The following is a 16227-nucleotide window of genomic DNA, read 5'->3' as shown; positions in this document are numbered from 1 at the left end:
CGTGGACTTACCCGTCGCCGGTGCGCCCGTGAGGTAGATTATTTTCCCCATATGTAGCCACTCCGTTCAGTTTTTGAGAAACACGGCGTATGGAGGCTTCACTCTCGCGATAAGTCCTATCTGCTTGATCACCCGTTGCTCAGGTGGCGGAGGAATATGCAGCTCGTGGTAGATCAAGCAGCCCTTATCATTCTGTCCTTTCAAGTAGTCAGAAGCGACTTTGCCTCGGGATTGGCCTAAGCCCACCTCAAATTCATTGAGGTTGACTTCAAACTCCTCGACCCGAAGCTCATCAAGGACAAGCGCAAACCGAGAACCTCGCACTTCTATGCCTTTTGGAACGGCTTCCCAGTCGACACCATCTTCAGAGTAATGGGAGGCGGCAACCGGGGGGGCGGTGTGCTTAGAGTTCATCTCGTTCATGATGATAAGAAGATGTTTGCCCTCTTCCTGCATCGACTTCCCAAATGGCTGCACCATCGTACGAGGATGGCACGAACTACCGCCATAGCCCCAAAAAATTGCCCCCGCTGCTTCAAACTCCTGCTGCTTTCTTTTTACGATATCTTCGAGGGTTTCTGAGGCATGCAATCCGACCTTCATAAAGATCACACCTTGCCCATTTTCAATTGGATTAGGCATCGCGAAACTCCTCGTAATGCTCAAGGGAATAGCGCTGGTCGGCCTCTCGGTTGACATTGAGGTCGGGCGTTTCACGCACATATTTGTAGGTTAGCGGATTGTTTTTACCGTAGAAGTTTCTTAGCCGATCCGCTGACAATTTGTCGGAGCTATTCTCCATCAAGCTGGGAACCACTCGCCGAAATAGGCAGGAGCAGGAGCGTAAATCCGGTGCGTCATCTAAATGATAAAGGTGAAGCTGGGGGAGCATCTCTGATACGACATATCCCAGTTCGATAGCTCGTTTTTGTGTATCCCTGAGCACTTCCTGAGTCCACGGCAGATTTGGGTCATCGGCGATGACTACGATCCCCAACCCTCTCGCGTTCGTGGCCTGACTTCCACGCTCTAGAAATGCTGTGACACTCTGGCCACCGTTACTTGCCCCCCACGGTGGGTTGATATGAAAGCCATCGTAGACGCCGAAGTGACCCAAAGGTAAAGGGTCCGCGACGTTGTACAAGTGGGCAGTAATTTCGACCTTAGGGGCGAGTTTCTCGCCGAATCTCAGAACAGAGTTCACGATGCGTTCGTCGAAATCGAGCAACGTAATCGAGGATGGGCCGTAATCAATCACGTCTTGGGCCTTCAGATGTGCTGCGGACAGCGCGATGCCATCGCCGTCGCCTACGAATACGACCTTTTTTCCATTGAAGACCCTAGCTACGTATTCAGCCTGGATGACCATATCGGCCACCTTCATGTATATCTGGTCGAACTCACGGAGCGGCGCAGGTCGATTCATCACGACATCTGAGATGCTGTTGATCGCATTCCTTAGATCGAATTTCACTTTCAACCTTCCTGTGTTTCGAGTGAATCCCTAGCGGTAGAGGGGGTGATAGCTAAGGGCTTGCTTGAGAATAGTCTTGGATCCAACCAGAGTGGAAGCCTCACGTATCTCTATTTCGACAGACGGGTGGTGTACCTGTCAGCGCCAATGCTTAATTGATCCGAGTGCTGACGTTAGACCAACCCACCTTGAAATCAACACGAATCCAGTAAAGGTAGTGGTGGGCGAGGAGTCTGACTGGGTCAGTGATACCCCGGTAATGGAATCAATACGGCATAGGCGCCAATACATCAGGAGGCAGACGCTTACCTTAAGCAAGCACTGCGAACCTCGAGGTATCTGGATCTATGGCGAGATGAGCTTGAGAGGAGTGCCTGGCAGTATCAGGTCGCTATTATGGAGGCATACGAGCTTTCAACCCGTCTCCCAACCGAGCCCATCCAAGGGAAGGGCCAGTTTTCTAAATTGGCTACCTGCCTGCGTAGGGCTCTCTCTGATTTGGGCGGATGCGCTCAACGCTTTCTCAGGCACCCAGAGTGACGAATATGTTCGGTACTATATCGCTTGGGTGGGCCGTCGATTTACCCGTCAGCAATGATTCAAGGCACACTCTTCTCTTTTTCTCTGGGCGCCATTCATTTGTTATGGCGGCATCCTTCCCGCTTTTTACGTACAAAGGCCAGATGTGACGAATCTTGATGATTTTATGAACCCCACGGCTAACCAGCATTTCATTTCTCAATCCGAGCAGCGATTGAACTCATGCTCAGACCCGAGTGCCAAAAAGCCTGAAATCTATCGATTTTCAATCGTCGATAGAAAAACGCCGACCATGCAGCTGAAAGGTAAGATTCCAATCTGGAAAAACCTCGGGTTTCAGGATCTTTTCACGCTCATGAGGACAACCGACAACAGTCGGTTGAATTTTGAGCATTTGTTCGAACGTTACGAAGGGCCGTACCCCCAGCATGTGTCTAGCTTACTTGCGATGATCAACGATGTCAGAAATAGCCTGTATGGCCAGTCTCCGATTCATTTGCGTGATGTAAAGGGATTCGATTTCGAGAGGTTTCTGGACCACGTCAAATTCATTTATACTTACAAAACAATGAACTGGCTGAGAAATCCACACAAAATCAAGGAGGTGTTAAAGCAGTTTGATACCTTTTTAGACCACGTTCTTGATAAGCCTGGCGCGATGGCGCTGTATGTGGCGTTAGCTGAAAAAAATCCCGCTGAAGAAAATTATATCTGCAAGACCTATGACGTTTCGTCGAAAGAGTACAAACAGTGGATCCGGCTGTTGCTTCTATTCCTCTATATTGACAAAGATGAGGACTCATCCGTATTGGATAGCTTTATTCACGAATTTTTCATAGCTCCAGAGTTTGCCACAACTATATTCGTCGCAGTGTTCGATGAGCATTGCGCGCTGCTCACGGATACTGGGGTGGTTAAAGACTCTGGAAATGGACCGCTCACCTACATGAACGTGGCCAAAAACTGCATTATCGCACTTGAACACGCGCGTCTTGATGTCACGTTGGACAAGCTGATAAAGGGAAAGGCCATTGATAAGCCTTTAATAGAGGAGCTCAGGGCTAGGATAGCCACGGATGTGAACGCAGTGCTTATGGTAAATGACTACGATATTCTTCATGGTTATAACCAGATTTGCGTTCGGGCGACTGCAAAGGAAGTTTTTTGCGCAGCACCGGACGTCCATGGCGTTCACGTTCTTCCACCCGAGCAGGATAGAACTTAGATCGCTGCCTCGGTTGCCAAGCAGTCGTTTTGCGAAGACTGGCCGATGCATTTGTAGGACGAGAAGGTGATTCCCGAAAAGGAGCGCCCTCAGGCTTTAAAGCACTGCAAGAAGCGGCACCTAGTCCTTTGCAAAACTTGTCTCATATCAGCAAATGCTCGACCCAGCTCACTGAACTCAAGACGGGAAAATTTATTTTTAATCGCGGCGGCAGGTGCACACCATTGGCCATCTGGCAGTTGCCGCTGATGCAGAATTGACCCAGCTGTCGAAATTTCGCCGACCCAAGCGTCTACTTCGTAAAGCATTAGCAGGTCTGACTTTGGGCTGAATACTTATGTGACAATGCCAAGTAGGCAGATGGGTCAATTCTGCATCAGCGATACCAAGCGGTTACGCAGCCAGGGAGTCGACGGCTGCAGCGGACTGTTGCTAAAGGGGTTTTTCCAGGCTACGAATATTCAGCAATATGCTCGAACCATGCCGCATAAAGTGCTGCCAGCCGTAGCAGGTTACGCAGGTTGCCATGCAGGTGGGAAATTGCACGGACTTGCTCACCCATCTGCATTCCACCTGACCAGTCATTTCCATCGGATATGACCAGTACGATTCGTAAGCATGACGGCAGAGATCTACCCTTTGCGGCCGTTCACTTCCGTCGCTATTCGACCCATCGCGGTCGGTCAGCAGCGTAAGATATCGGTTAAAAGCAGCTATTTAGGGAGCCGTAGACGACGAATAATTTTTCGCAACGAATCGAGCGTGAACATTTAATGAGTAGCGATGCGTGCGAAGTGGTTGCAATGCGTGTCAGTTATCTGTAAATCGAACCGTTGATTGAGGTCAAAATGTGTTTTGACCTAAAAATACTCCTTCAAGGATGGATGCCGAATGGCTCAGATGGATGTGTTTGTAAGCGTTGGTGGCACAGCTACCGCAGAGCAGGAAGCGTTCGTGCATGCCGTCGAGCAACGGCTACGTAGCGAAGGATTGATACCTCATACACTAGGCCGAAATGCTTTTGGCTCAGAAGCACCGCTTAAGACTATTAGTGACATGATGGGAAAATGCGTCGGGACTGTAGTCATCGCGCTGGAGCGCACATGGTTCGCGCAGGGCCTGGAGAGGCGTAATGGGCCTAAAGAGCGGCAACTTAAAAATGTTAGCTATCCCACACCATGGAATCAGATCGAAGCTGCCCTTTCGTACAGTCGAGGCCTTCCGCTCCTAGTTATTTTGGACGAGAGTGTCCAAAGTGAAGGCTTGCTCGAGCCAGGTTATGACTGGTACGTGCAGAAAATACTCCCAACCCCCAGCTCCCTTATCTCTTCAGAATTTAATGGCGTGCTCGCGAGTTGGAAGCAGAAACTAGCTGATCAATCGTCTAAACCCAAGCTATATAAAAACCCGGCAGAAATGACCATCAAAGAGCTGCTTGCTGCACTCAAGCCTAGTGATCTCTGGAAGGTGCTCGGAGCCTTGATAGTCATAGTCGGTGCGGCTAGTACCGCTGCCGTTGCATTGAGCAAGCTAGCGTCCTAAGTTCTGTGCGTGGTAGCTGGTTGATAGAGCGGATCCTTTAAGGGCGCCTGCTCTCGGTTCGGACAACGTAAACTGTTCAGCCCCAAGACGGGATCCTAGGCAGATCAGCTACTTCGAGTCGATTTCGGTGTTTCGTAACCGGCAGCTACCTGCTTGGTATGGACGTCTTCGACCCCTCTCTTCAATCACTCGGGGCTGCATTCGGCAGTCCCTTAACTAGGAAATTTAGTCATGCTGCTACTAGTTCGAAAAACCGGTTGGGGTGAGGTAACAGCTGAAGAAATACAAAACCTGCTGACTGACGTTACCAAACAACTCCTCCAGCACGTTCAGGTAGAGCAGGATGTGAAAATCAACATCGAGCCAGGCAAAGATGACTATCCTGAGGTCAGGTATCGAAATGTCTCTTCAGATCCATACTTAGTACTTCTCTCTGCTCGGAACCGCAAATGGAGCCAGTATTCTTACCAGTTCGCGCATGAGCTTTGCCACATTCTATCTAACTACGAACGGCTGAGGTTGCCCCAAAATAAATGGTTCCATGAATGTCTATGTGAACTAGCTTCCATTTTCGTACTTCGGCAAATGGCGGTCACATGGCAGGCTTCCCCGCCGTACTGGAACTGGGCATCCTACTCAGCCGCCTTGGCTAGCTACGCAGCAGACATTCTCGCACAACCTGCAACCACTCTACCGAGTGGGCAATCTTTTCAAGACTGGCTAGGACTCAACGAGCCTAGGCTCCGAGCTGATCCCTATCAACGTACGCTAAATCGCTTGGTTGCGGTGCGGCTATTGCCCAGTTTCGAGCAAACTCCTGGTATATGGCGAACCATCCCATTCCTACCGAACTCCACGGCGAACTTGCAGCTCTATCTCGAGGAGTGGGCCTCGGCATGTCCCGAGAGTGATCGCATCTATGTTCAGGAGGTCAAAGCTGCTCTCTTCGATTTGGGCGCTATCTAACAGTAGCTTAAATCACTGACTTCATTTGCATGGGCGCTTAACGCTACCCTGTAACCATTCTGCGGTCGATGCTTGAGCATTGCCACCTGGGTCTCAACCAAACGGCTCTTCCCTGTACTGCGCTCGCCTGATATCAACAGCGGCACACCAGGCAAGCGTGCGAAACGAAATCGGTTATCGAGTGCGAATTTCTTTACCAAAGTTCATATAAATCAGTTGGTTACATGTGTCCGACAGACTTTATTTGGTAGATATTGTCGCAGAGTCCGCAAAAACCGGTATAGCGACAGACTTTATTTCTGATTCGTCCACTTGCTACCCCATGAATTTGCTGGGATCGATCCGACAGACTTTATTCCGTAGGATCAATGTGAAGTGAAGCTAAGAAATAAAGTCTGTCGGAAATAAACAAAGTCTGTCGCTGGCGCCTCCGAACCCTGCGGTCGAGTAGCCGGTGACGCTTTTTCCGGGCCACTGTGCTCGGGACGTACCACAAGGTTTTGACGAGCGAATGGTCTTAACTGCCGATTGATAGAGCAACATCGCAATCTTTCGCTGTCAGCTCAGACCGCTGTCGGCAGGTCCTCACCGAACCACACGACACCCAGGTCGGAGTTTGCAGTTTCAGCTTGGGCAGTGTGGCCGCTCGATTCTGCGCTGGCGGTAACAGAGTGAGGCATTTCTCGGCCGTCATAGCCCTATTGTGCTTGCACTGGGTACATTTGCTGGTTTTATTGAAAATCATTTTTTAACCAATAGCTTACATGTCCCCGACAGACTTTATTCCGTGGGATCAGACCTGCGAGATCCAAAACTGCCGCAGGCTTATCAAAAAATCAGCCCTCACCTGCATTAAATAATCCCCCCGCCCTCTCTGTTCTGATTGATACAAACCCCAATCCCCAGTTCTGGAACCAGACTGATCCCGCTGACCACTCATCAAAAATACATGGCTGCCGGTTAGCAGTATGCGAGAGATTTTCCAGGCAGTGCCCTGTACAAGGCATCCACATCGACGAACAAATGCCGTCGCCAGGTTATTCCAAGTCAGGGTAAGTTTGTTGTCCCTACAAAAGAGTTGTTGAATAAGGAGTTTTCATGAAAGGTTCTGCGACGTTGGGTCTTTTGGTCGCCGCGCTGTTTTCCTCCGTCTCCCAAGCCGCTGACGTCAAGTCATGCAGCGATCTGGCGGGGCGGTGGGAGACAGCAGCGGGCGGTCAGCATGTCGTGATGGACATATCCCCATCAGCAGAGGCGTGCGGGACTGACTGTGTGACGCTGGAGTTAAAGTACAACCTTGATGAGACGCGCGTTAACAAAGCCTACTGTCACGAAGGGGTTGAGGGCGTCAAAGGGCAGGGGCCAATGGTCATCTCGTTTGAGGGGGCCTACGGTGGGCATTCCATAGGGACATACAATCGAAAACTGAACGTGCTGTGGGCCGGCGTCATACCGAAAGACAGCAAAGGGAACTGGGAAACAAAAATGGACAATTACTGGTTCAAGCGAGTGGGCAACTAAGCATCCGGCTGTTTATCAAGTGTGGCCGGAGCAGCCTCAATCCCGCTTCATCATGAAAATGAAAAACATCCCGCCCAATAGCGCTGTCGCGATACCTATAGGCAAGTCCTCAGGCGCGATCAGCGTGCGGGAGACGACATCCACCCAGATCATCAGTAACCCGCCCAGCAGGGTGGCGACGGGCAACAGTCTTCGGTGCTCCGAACCCACCAGGCGTCTGGCGATGTGCGGCACCATCAGGCCGACAAAGCCGATGGAGCCACACAGGGCGACCAGTACGCCAGTCATCAGTGAAGCGATCAGGAAGACCAGCAGGCGCACGTTGCGCACTTGCAGGCCGAGGCTTGTGGCGGTTTGATCGCCGCCCATCAAGGCGTTCAGGGAGCGACCCAGCCCTTGCAACAGCACCCAGCCGGACAGGATCGTGATCAGTGGCACGGTCAGCAGTTCCCAGCGCGCAAGCCCCAGCCCGCCGAGCATCCAGAACAGCACTGAGGAGCTGGCGCGGTGGTCGCCCAGAAACAACGACAGGTTGGCGATCGCCATCATCACGAAGGACACGGCTACTCCGCCGAGCAGCAGACGCTGGCTGTCCAGGCGGCCTTTATGGCTGGCCAGCCACAGCACCAGGCACAGGCTGACCAGCGAGCCGACAAATGCGGCCAGTGGCAACGTCAGCATGCCGAACACTTCCCCTACGTGCATGACCACGATCACCGCGCCGAGCGTCGCGCCGGAGGTTGCTCCCAGCAAATGCGGGTCGGCGAGAGGGTTGCGGGTTGCTGCTTGCAGGACGCTGCCGATCAGCGCCAGCCCCGCACCTGCCAGCACGCCCAGTAACACACGTGGTGTGCGTATCAGCCAGACGATGGTTTCCTGTCCCGCTGTCCAGAGCTGGGGGTTTTCGTTAATGCCGAACAGTTTGAACATCAGGATACCCATCACCCGGTTCAACGGCACAGGCGCTGCGCCGAAGGTGATGCACACCACGCAGGACGTCAGCAGCAATAGTGTCAGGGCGATCAGTAAACCGGTGTAACGGCTTGGGCGCTCGGTCAGCCACTGCGCCAGGGTCATCGCTTCACGTCGTGAAATGCTGCTGCAAGTGTTTCGATGGCCGTGACGTTGTCGAGCCCGGGCGTCACTGCTAAGTAAGGCAGTACCACATAGCGTCGGTTGCGGATCGCGTCGATGGACTGCAGGGCCGGGTTGCTTTCGAGGAAGTGCTGTTTCTGCGCAGCGCTGACTTCGCCATAGTCGACGATCACGATCACCTCGGGATTGCTTTGCACCACCGACTCCCAGTTGACGTGGGTCCAGCTGGCGTCCACGTCGCCCATCACATTGTGCCCGCCAGCGGCGCTGATCAGTGCCTGGGGGATAGCCAGGCGGCCGGCGGTCATGGGCCGGTCTTCGCCGCTGTCATACAGAAAAACCCTGGGCTGCGATTTGCCTGCAACGCTTGCCTCGACGTCACTCACGCTGCGGCGCATTTGTGCAACCAGCGTTTCTGCACGGTTTTGCACGTCGAATATCCGGCCCAGATTAAGCAGGTCGTTATAGACATCCTCCAGTGTCGCCTCGGCGCGCGGCATTATCTGCGCGCAGGACTCGGTCAGCTCGTAGGCTTTGATGCCCAAGGGTGCCAGGCTCTGCGGCGTGACGTCGCCGCCCACCCGCATGCCATAGTTCCAGCCGGCAAAATAGAAGTCGGCGTTGGCGTTGAGCAGTGTTTCCAGAGACGGGTATTTGCTGGCCAACTCGGGCAGTTTGCCAAGATCGCGCAACAGAGCCTGATCAGGTTTGTTCCAGCCGGTGATGCCGCTGTAGCCCACCATGTTTGATTGCAAACCCAGCGCGACCATCATTTTGGTGAGGTTCACATCGTTGCTGACCGCACGCTGCGGCGCAGCCGTGAACGTTACCGAGCGGTCGCAGCTTTGCACGGTGACGGGGTAGGCAGTGGGGTCGGCTTGCGCCATCGGGCTGCACAGCAATGTGAGCAAAGTCAGCCGGGCGAACAGGGCATTCATCTCAGGGGATCCAGGTAATGCGCGGGTAGTCGCGCAAAGGATGATTGTCGACCAGCGCCTTGGCGCCGAAGACGTTGAGCAGCATTTCCGGGGTCAGCACTTCCCGAGGTGTGCCTTGGGCGATGAGCCGGCCGTGATGAATGACACACAGACGATCACAGAATGCTGCCGCCAGGTTCAGGTCGTGAATGCTGGCCAGCGTCGCGACGCCAAGCTGTTTGACCATCCCCAGCAGTTCCAGCTGATGACGCGGGTCCAGGTGGTTGGTCGGCTCGTCCAGCACCATCAGCCTGGGTTCTTGCACCAGTGCCCGTGCCAGCAGGCAGCGCTGCTTCTCACCACCGGACAGCGTGTCGAAGCGGTGCTGTTCATAGCCTGCCAGGCCCACGGCAGTCAGGGCTTTTTGCACTATGGCGCGGTCGTGCGCACTGTCAGGGGCGAAGAAACCCTGATGCGGCGCGCGACCCATGCTCGTGACGTCCAGCAGCGTCAGGCCGAATGCGTCGGGAAACTCCTGGGCAACCACTGCAACGTGCCGGGCGCACCAGCGTGGGCTGCGCGACCAGATATCGTGAGCGCTGATGGCGACCTTGCCGCTGTGCGGACGACTGAAGCGGAACGCGCAACGCAGCAGGCTGGTCTTGCCGCTGCCATTGGGACCGATCAGGCCGACGAACTCGCCAGTGTCGATCTGCAGGTCGATATCCTTCAGGGCGAAGTGCTCGTGCGCACAGACTGACGCCTGTTCCGGTGCCCACGCGAGGCGCTCTATCGCAAGCATCAGAAACTCAGGTCCGCAGTCACGTACAGCGAGCGAGGCTCACCGAGAATCCATTGCTGGCCGCCGTTGTACTGGCTTGCTGCGTATTGGCGATCAAACAGGTTGCGCGCCTGCAAGCCGAGTGTGGTATTGCGCAGTGCCTTCCAGGACAGGCTTGCATCGGCGACGGTGTAGGCGGGCAGTTTGCTGGTGTTGGCGATATCAGCGTACCGGCTGTCGACATAGCGCAGCCCGCCGCCGATCTGCACAGAACTGCCGAGCTGCTTGTCGAGCCACAGGTTGGCCGTGCGCTTTGGCACATCGACGGGCGTGTTACCGTCGCGCGATACAGCTACGCCCGATACGCTCTGGTCAAATTGGTCATAGCGGGCGCGAACGAAGGCTGCGTTGGCGGTCAGCGCCCAATCCTGCGGCAGTTGCAGTTTCAGGCTCGCCTCAAGCCCGTCGGAAGACTGCTGGCCTACCTGCTGGGTGAGGTCAGGATTACCGGCATCGGTGGTGAGCAGCTTCTTCTTGACGATATGGTAGGCCGCCAGCGTCCACTCCAGACGCTTATCCCAGAGCATTTGCTTGAAGCCCAGCTCCGATTGCCTGGCAGTAGCCAGGTCGAATTGTTGCTGCGTGGGGTTGAGCGAGACAAGGCTGCCCACGCCATCGGTGCTGGTCGAATATTGAGCGTAGGCGGAGCTGTCCGGCGTCAGCGCGTAAACCAGGCCAACCTTCCAGTTGTTGCCGATCAGGTCTTTTTCAGTGCGGCTGTCATCACGCAGGTTGTTGCGTTCGATATCCACGTAGTCACGCCGCACGCCGGTTATAACCGAGAGTTGGTCGCTCAGTTGCGTACGGTTTTCGCCGAACACGGACAGTTGTCGGGTCGTGCTTTTGAAAAGCTCCGAATAGGGTGACGCACTCTGAAAACGACCCGCTGCGGGGTTCTCGATATCGACCGGGTCGCCCGCCGGGTTTACATCGTCGTAGGGCGAATTGTTGGTCAGCTTGAAGCGGATGCGGTTGACATCCATGCCCAGCACACTCTGGCTGTCCAGCCCGGCGAGGCTGTGTTTGAAGGTAAACGTCTGGCGATCGCCGGCCTGTTCCTGATTGTGCTTGATGCTGAAATAGCCGCTGCGCGACAGTTGCTGAGTGGCGGCGTCCCAGTTGTAATTTTCGGCGTTCTGCCAGCGTCGGTGCGAGGTCAGGTAGTAAAGCTCGTTGGATGAGGCTACCTGATCGGAGATCTGCCAGTCGGTGGTCAACCGGGTCCATTGATCGTCGTAATGCTGCTTGTCGTTCTCGATGTTGTAGTTCTTGTCGCGCAGGCCTTCGTGGTAGCGGCCGTTGATCATCGGCACGCCGAAGTAGTTCATGGGCCGCTGATTGCCACCGTCATGGGCGAGGGTGAACGACAGGTCTTCGCTGGCCTGCCAGTGCAGAGCGCCACTGACGAACGTGCTTTGCGAGTCGCCGTTATCGATCCAGCCATTGCTGTGCAGCTGATTCAGGTTCAGGCGATAGCTCAGTTGATCGGTTAACGAGCCGCCACTGTCGAGCGCTGTCTGCCGGTTATCGTAAGAGCCGTAGCCAAGGCGCAGGTGGTTCTCGATATCGCCTTCGAAGGGTTTCTTGGGGATCACATTGATCACCGCGCCCGTCGCACCTTCGCCATACAGCACAGAGGCCGGGCCGCGTAACACATCAATGCGGTCGATTGCCCAGGTGTCAACGGGCATGGTGACGGTACCCATCGCGCTGTACATACGGCTGCCGTCATACAGTTGCATCACCGACCCCTGGCCTGTGAAACCACGCGCAGACAGGGCAGTGCCTCCGTCGCCGGGTGTACCGACAGCCGTGATGCCGGGGCTGCGTGCCACGGCTTGCTGCACGTTGGCGTCACCGCGACTGCGCACTTCGTCCCCATCGAGCGAACTGGTGCTCGCCGGAGTCTGTAACGCCGTCAGCGGCAGGCGAGAGCCAGCGCTGCTGACGGAGTCGAGATGTTCTACGTCTTGCGACCGGGCTGTGGCTTTTATCGAGGACGGAGCAAGCTCGACCTGTTCTGAAGCATTTGCATAACCCACACTGCTGGTCAGCAGACAGAACGTTGTGACTAGACGACGGGAGCGGAAAAGGGGGCTGATCATGGAGTTGAGGATCGCTTCGGAAGGCTGCGTTTGATAACCGGCAAGTGTTATAACATAACATTTGAGAGTCGGCATACACGCTTCTCGATCAGCCCAGCAGGCGTCAGAATTCTCTGTTCAGTCACATGCCTTGCTCTGTCGGCACTGCGCTCAGTAGATCGCCCAGCAGCCTGGCGTCAGCAGCTCAAGCAGATTCTCATCAGGGTCGCGGAAATAAATGCTCGAGCCGCCTCTGGGCCACTCGGTGCGGCCTTCGATGGCTACTTCGGCCCGAGCAAGTCTGTCAGTCCAGGGTTGCATCTGGTCGGCATCGATGGCGAAGCACACATGGATGCGTCCCTGCGCATCATGAGGGGGAATTTCGCCGCCGCTGAGGTGTTGCGTCTCTAGTGATGCACCGCGTTTGAACAGCAAAAGCGTGCTCGAACCTCCGACGTTGAAAGCCACCAGTGTCGGGCTTTCAAACATGATCTCCAGTTCAAGGGTGTCGGAGTAAAAGCTTCTGGCTGCGACAAGGTCGTCTACGTAGAGCGCGGTCTCGATGATCCTGTTGAGTCGTGGCATGCGTCGTCATCCTTTTCGTACTTGCGATAAATCAGCCTGATCAACAAGGGGCGTCGATCAAGGGCTTATGGCAAGTCTTGCAGAGACGCAGACAGGCTGGCCAATTCCGATTTTCTGGATGCGCGATCCAAGCGATCTATCGACAGATAACGGCAGCCAGCTTCCTGCCCTTTTTCACGCGCGGCGAGTCACTATCAGTTCGACCGCCGCAATACGGTCTACGTCCTCGTATCCGTCTTCCAGCAGTTCTTCGCCGAACACATCCGGATCAAGTTCTCGATAGGTCCAAGCCAACGCAGAGTGACTGATATCGCCTCGCACCGACTCCAGAAACGGATCATGTTCGCCCACCATTGCTACGCCGGTGTACAGCACCAGCGAGCCGCCAGGTGTCAGCCGATCCAGTGACTCGCGCACGATACGCACCGACAGGTCTGCCCCCAGTGCATCACCGCCGTGGCGATAGGCCCGGCGTTTGGCGTCTTTCATGTAAGGCGGGTTGGCGACTATCAGGTCGAACGTACCGGTGACGCCCGAAAGGATATCGCTCTGGCAGCACTCAACGTTTTCCAGCCCGGCCAACGCGGCATTGGTCTGGGCAAAGTGCAGCGCTTTGGGGTTGATGTCGACGGCAAATACCTGCGCGTCGGGGCGTGCAACGGCGATCAGCAAACCTCCGGCACCGGTGCCACAGCCGATGTCTACAGCGCGGCTGATCACCTGCGATGTGTCTTGCAGGTGACGATTAATGGATTGAGCAAAACGGTAGGTATCAGGGCCGAAGAATACCGAGTCCTCATCCGACGTCGGGAAAGCCGAATGCATCAGCAGCAAGTCATCCAGGCTTGAAAACCTCACCCGGCTCTTCAAACCGTCGTCGCTGCGTTCAAGCACACCGGCTTCCAGCAGGCCTTGCGCTTCCTCGGCAGGCAGCATTGACTCCGGGATCTGACGGCTCCAGCCGAACACATCTCGCAATGATGCAGCAGTGCGATTTTCCGGGCGCTGATTCACACGCTCGTGGGTCAACGGAGTGGGCGTGATGAAGTGGTAGCCGTTGGTCTTCAGGCGTTCTGCCAGAGCGATCAATGCATTACGGTCAGGCAGCGGGTGGCTCATGCGTGTGCTCCAGTCATTCGTTCCGTCATGCTGCTGACAAACAGGCGCGTGGCGTGCAGTCCGGCGGCCGTTGCATGACGCGCTGGCGACATGCTTTCGATCAGGGTAGACATCTTTTCAGTGGCCGACGCTGACTCCAGCTTCATGTGCAGTTCGCGTACATCCGGATCGGTTTCCTGAGCAGTGCTTGCCAGCGCCGGCGCTGGTTGAGCGCCGGTTTGAACGTTGCGAAAGCGCGAACGAAATGCCTCGGGCAACCGCTTGCCGGTCGATGGCTGGGCGCTGCCGTCCGGCAGCCAATCGCCAGCAATCCAGTCATGCACCAGCTGTTTTTCGTAGCCGTTGAACACGCCGAACATCGGCGCACCAGCGCCTTCGAACAACTTCCAGAAACGGCTGTGAATAGGGTCTTCGTGACGCTTGATCCAGCCCCGGTTCTCCAGCACAGCAAGAAACTCCGGAATCTGATCCGGCTCGGCCAGCCACTCATTGACTGTTTTTCCATCCAGACGGCAGTAGTCGGAATGCATATGCTGACCGAACGTGCGCTTGCGCTCGAGCATGGCCACAACTTCCTGCTCGAGATCGAACGACTGAATGACCTCGCGGGAGCCCATGCCCAGCTCGTTCAAGCGATAACCATTGGCGACACGTCGATAAAACTCGTCGCGCTCCTGACCTACCGGCATCAACTCGAGGACGCTCTGCGCCGCTTTGCGGGCATGCCCGGTACTGGCGTTATCGATGGTGACGTGCAGAGTAAAGTAATAAGGATCGATCCCCAGCTCGTTCAGCTCGAACGAGGTAATCAACAAATGCAGCGGCAGTTGTTCATAGCCCAAATTGTAGCCAATGACTTCAGGAAGGTACTGATCACTCAACTGGCCCAGCGAAAGCTGGATGGCCGCTTGCAGGTACGCTTCATCCGGCAGCGGGGCGCTAGTGTCGCAATCGAGATCGGCCAGCAGTTTGCGATACAGCGACACGTGGTTCTGCGCCTGCTCACCATCCCCCAGCTCTTCCAGGTACGTGCGAATCAGGCCGTGAAACCGGTAGTCCGCCCAGTGTGGCAACAGCCCGTACAGCCAGGACCCATCCACTAGCTTGACCGGCGCAACGTGCTGAATGAAATACATCGCTTGCGACTTGTTCTTGAAAAAACGCCGTGGCTCACCATTACGGCGCTGTTCCAGATAGCGCGCATATTGATCTGCAACGACGCCAACGTTGTGCTCCATCCACTGCTCCAGTACTTCCGGTTGCGTCGGAAGATCACTGTTTTCTCGCTCTGCGCGGGCAAGGCAGTGGTTCAGAAAGGTGACCGCATCATGTTGATGTTCTGGAGCTCGATCATTCATCCATGAGTGGTAGATGGTTTTTGAACGGGCTTCTTCAACGACGGTTTTGACGACGGCTGTGCCGTTCATCACTTGAAGAGACGTCATGAAAATCGTACCTCGGCAGTTGAAAATCACATAGACGCGGTCACGCAGGACTTTCTGTTTTCTATAAAGCGTAGAGAAGGGAGTGTGCAGACAGCCAGAAATTCAGCGCATTTTGCAGAGGACCGATAGGTGGCCCTCCAGGCATACGGCGTTATGCCAAGAAGGCAAATATCGGGATGGAAATCGGAATTCAGGTTGTATGGACAGGGCACGAGCAGCGCTCGGCAAGCATGGCAAGAAGGAATGAAAAAACTCGGAACGCAGGTTTTTGAGGCAGGTCCGAATCTGTATGCCGTCGATAACGACAGCATGTTTACTCCACAAAAGCTTGCCAAAAAGGATGACCGAAAATGACCAACTATTTTCGTATAAGCGCCATTGCCGCTGTACTTACCCTGGGTTCCCAGATGGCCGTTGCTGCCCAGGACCCTGATGACTTTGTAGAAGACGCGTCTGCCAAAGGCATCGCGGAAGTTCAGGTAGGCAAATTGGCCCAGGATGAAAAAGGCGTAGCTGCGGACGTAAAAGAGTTTGCTCAGCAGATGGTCAAAGATCACACGGCTGCCAATGGGAAACTGGACGCGATTGCCAAGAAAAAGTCGATCGAAGTGTCCACTGACCCTATGTTGATGGACAAGGCCAAAGCGATGATTCTGGAAATGCGCGGAAAGTCGTTTGATCAAGCCTATGCGAACAACCAGGTTGTTGCGCACGAAGAAGCCATCAAGCTGTACAAAGAAGAAGCCGAGAATGGCAAGGACGCAGAGTTGAAAGCCTTCGCCAAAGAAACTCTTCCTACCCTGGAAAAGCATCTGGAGCACGCCAAAAAGCTGGCTGCTGCGCACGGCGGCATCGCTGCCAAGCAATAATGTG

14 protein-coding genes are annotated in these 16227 nt (G+C 54.9%); 5 read left to right on the top strand and 9 right to left on the bottom strand.

The window, feature by feature from the left end:
- Nucleotides 1-66 precede the first annotated feature (66 nt).
- Both POR16_RS25170 and POR16_RS25165 read right to left on the bottom strand, forming a co-directional pair.
- Nucleotides 67-642, bottom strand: a complete 576-nt coding sequence (locus POR16_RS25170) for a hypothetical protein (protein ID WP_005894922.1) — start codon at nt 640-642, stop codon at nt 67-69.
- Complete coding sequence (locus POR16_RS25165) at nt 635-1474, bottom strand: bis-aminopropyl spermidine synthase family protein (RefSeq protein ID WP_005894924.1); 840 nt, start codon at nt 1472-1474, stop codon at nt 635-637. Before POR16_RS25165 ends, POR16_RS25170 begins: the two co-directional genes overlap by 8 nt.
- A 685-nt stretch (nt 1475-2159) precedes the next feature.
- Between POR16_RS25165 and POR16_RS25160 the strand changes: the two genes are divergently transcribed.
- The 4 genes from POR16_RS25160 (at nt 2160) to POR16_RS25145 (ending at nt 7268) form a co-directional block, all read left to right on the top strand.
- The gene (locus POR16_RS25160; protein ID WP_147460279.1) at nt 2160-3239 is read left to right on the top strand and encodes a hypothetical protein; all 1080 of its coding nucleotides are present in this window, start codon (nt 2160-2162) and stop codon (nt 3237-3239) included.
- Nucleotides 3240-4130: 891 nt separating this feature from the next.
- Nucleotides 4131-4781 (top strand): hypothetical protein, encoded by a 651-nt coding sequence (locus tag POR16_RS25155; RefSeq protein WP_005894929.1) that lies wholly within the window; start codon nt 4131-4133, stop codon nt 4779-4781.
- Nucleotides 4782-5012: 231 nt separating this feature from the next.
- Nucleotides 5013-5747, top strand: a complete 735-nt coding sequence (locus POR16_RS25150; protein WP_005894931.1) for a hypothetical protein — start codon at nt 5013-5015, stop codon at nt 5745-5747.
- Between the two features lie 1098 nt (nt 5748-6845).
- Nucleotides 6846-7268 carry a hypothetical protein gene (locus tag POR16_RS25145; protein WP_005894932.1) on the top strand — a complete coding sequence of 141 codons (423 nt, stop codon included), beginning with the start codon at nt 6846-6848 and terminating at the stop codon, nt 7266-7268.
- A 36-nt stretch (nt 7269-7304) separates the two neighbouring features.
- On the opposite strand, the gene POR16_RS25140 is transcribed toward POR16_RS25145, so the two are convergent.
- From POR16_RS25140 to POR16_RS25110, 7 genes are all read right to left on the bottom strand, one after another.
- Nucleotides 7305-8345 carry a FecCD family ABC transporter permease gene (locus tag POR16_RS25140; RefSeq protein ID WP_005894934.1) on the bottom strand — a complete coding sequence of 347 codons (1041 nt, stop codon included), beginning with the start codon at nt 8343-8345 and terminating at the stop codon, nt 7305-7307.
- Entirely contained in the window at nt 8342-9301 is a 960-nt protein-coding gene (locus POR16_RS25135) for an ABC transporter substrate-binding protein (RefSeq protein ID WP_024691471.1), read from the bottom strand. The genes POR16_RS25140 and POR16_RS25135 overlap by 4 nt, the downstream gene beginning before the upstream one ends.
- A gap of 1 nt (nt 9302) precedes the next feature.
- Nucleotides 9303-10082, bottom strand: coding sequence for an ABC transporter ATP-binding protein (locus POR16_RS25130; RefSeq protein ID WP_005894937.1), 780 nt, complete (start codon nt 10080-10082; stop codon nt 9303-9305).
- Complete coding sequence (locus POR16_RS25125) at nt 10082-12226, bottom strand: TonB-dependent receptor (protein ID WP_234887623.1); 2145 nt, start codon at nt 12224-12226, stop codon at nt 10082-10084. The genes POR16_RS25130 and POR16_RS25125 overlap by 1 nt, the downstream gene beginning before the upstream one ends.
- A 150-nt stretch (nt 12227-12376) precedes the next feature.
- Complete coding sequence (locus POR16_RS25120) at nt 12377-12790, bottom strand: VOC family protein (RefSeq protein WP_005894940.1); 414 nt, start codon at nt 12788-12790, stop codon at nt 12377-12379.
- A 174-nt stretch (nt 12791-12964) separates the two neighbouring features.
- Nucleotides 12965-13909 (bottom strand): methyltransferase, encoded by a 945-nt coding sequence (locus POR16_RS25115; protein ID WP_005894941.1) that lies wholly within the window; start codon nt 13907-13909, stop codon nt 12965-12967.
- Nucleotides 13906-15354, bottom strand: a complete 1449-nt coding sequence (locus tag POR16_RS25110) for an iron-containing redox enzyme family protein (RefSeq protein WP_005894942.1) — start codon at nt 15352-15354, stop codon at nt 13906-13908. Before POR16_RS25110 ends, POR16_RS25115 begins: the two co-directional genes overlap by 4 nt.
- 350 nt (nt 15355-15704) lie before the next feature.
- Between POR16_RS25110 and POR16_RS25105 the strand changes: the two genes are divergently transcribed.
- Nucleotides 15705-16223, top strand: a complete 519-nt coding sequence (locus tag POR16_RS25105; protein ID WP_005894946.1) for a DUF4142 domain-containing protein — start codon at nt 15705-15707, stop codon at nt 16221-16223.
- Nucleotides 16224-16227 lie beyond the last annotated feature (4 nt).

This window comes from Pseudomonas coronafaciens pv. oryzae str. 1_6 (assembly GCF_000156995.2).
Taxonomy (GTDB): Bacteria; Pseudomonadota; Gammaproteobacteria; order Pseudomonadales; family Pseudomonadaceae; genus Aquipseudomonas; species Aquipseudomonas tremae.
This window is presented reverse-complemented; position numbering and strand designations above follow the sequence as displayed.